This window comes from Halomonas sp. NO4, assembly GCF_010994375.1.
GTDB lineage: Bacteria > Pseudomonadota > Gammaproteobacteria > Pseudomonadales > Halomonadaceae > Halomonas.
This window is the reverse complement of record NZ_WHMA01000084.1, coordinates 1-1,522: the sequence shown is the minus strand read 5'-3', so window position 1 is coordinate 1,522 and position 1,522 is coordinate 1. Positions and strand designations below refer to the sequence as shown.

Genomic DNA, 1,522 nt, shown 5'->3' with positions numbered 1-1,522 from the left:
GTGTGATTCCAGTATAGCCCCAGGCTCGCGTGATGGCTGGTCAACATGAGTAATCAGGTAGTTCTTTGAGAGCTTCAGCAGGTGTTTTCCAGTCAAGTGTTTTACGGGGTCTGCTGTTGAGGGTGGTCGCAACAGCGTCAAGCTCGTGCTCGGAGTACCTGCTGATGTCGGTCCCCTTGGGGAAGTATTGGCGCAGCAGACCATTGGTGTTCTCGTTGGTCCCGCGCTGCCAGGGACTTCGGGGGTCACAGAAGTAGATCGCCAAGCCGGTATCAATCCGTAGCTGCACGTGTTGAGCCAGTTCCGCGCCTTGATCCCAAGTCAGCGATTTACGCAGCTGTTCGGGCAGCGTCGCGATCTTTGTAGCGATAGCATCGCGGACGGCTTCGGCCCCATGGCCGGCCAGTGCTGGCCCGTCCTTGGCTCGGGCACCGGAGCCGTGATCAGGCATGGGCGGCAAGTGCAGCAGCAACGTGAACCGGCTCGTACGTTCAACCAGGGTGCCGATCGCCGAGCTGTTCAGACCAATGATCAGGTCACCCTCCCAGTGGCCGGGGACGGCACGATCGGCGACCTCTGCGGGGCGCTGGCTGATCATCACCTCAGGAGAGATAAAGTGTTTGCCTCGTTTCCGACTCCTGGCGCGTGGCACCCGCAACGCCCGGCCACTGCGTAGACACGCGGATAATTCACGGCGCAGCGCACCGCGGCCTTGGATGTAGAGGGCTTGGTAAATCGCCTCATGAGAGATCCTCATCGTCTCATCATCCGGAAAGTCGACCCGCAGTCGACGGCTGATCTGCTCCGGGCTCCAGCTGGTCCCCCATCGCCGGTCGGCACGGCGACCATGCCGCCGTCCCCTCCAGGGGACGTTGGGGCCGGGGATGGGCCGGCCTTCAGCATCGGTCACCGCGCCGGCGAGGCGTGATTGCACGTATGCCTGCAGCCGGTCATTCTTGGCGAGCTTGGCAGCCTTGGGCCGTTTGGCGGCCCGTTCCGCTTTCCACTGCGCGATCGTAGCCCGATACGCCAGCATCCCACCCCGGGTGGCAGCATTACGGCGCAACTCGCGCGAGACTGTCGACGGCGACCGCCCCAGACAGCGGGCAATCCCACGAACCCCATGCCCCTGGGCCCGCAACAGCGCCAGTTCTTCGCGCTCCGTGAATGACAAATAACGCCCTGAGTGCGACGCCAAGTTGGCCGGTGCCATCCCACCCGCCTCGCGGAACCACCGCGATCCCACCGGCTGCGATACACCACACGCCAAGGCTGCGTCCTCACTCGATAGTCCCTCAGTAATGCGCTCCCAGAACGCGCGCTTGGCATCCCGCTGGTTGACGCCCGGTCGGCCAGGCGAACGCATCGGTGCCCGCCCCGTCTGTTCAGCGCCCCAGCCACGTGATCGTCCCATGCAACACCTCCCATATCGAGATGTTGCGACGACCGATTGAATCCGCCCAATATACCTCCATCGCCTTCGGCGAGCGCTGCCGGAAGGCCGGTGTTCGGCCCTCGATGG

General features: G+C 63.6%; 1 protein-coding gene. It reads right to left on the bottom strand.

Annotated features, from left to right (window positions below; genetic code table 11):
* Positions 1-40: 40 nt before the first annotated feature.
* The gene (locus tag FEF15_RS19165; protein WP_205598601.1) at positions 41-1,414 is read right to left on the bottom strand and encodes an IS30 family transposase; all 1,374 of its coding nucleotides are present in this window, start codon (positions 1,412-1,414) and stop codon (positions 41-43) included.
* Positions 1,415-1,522 lie beyond the last annotated feature (108 nt).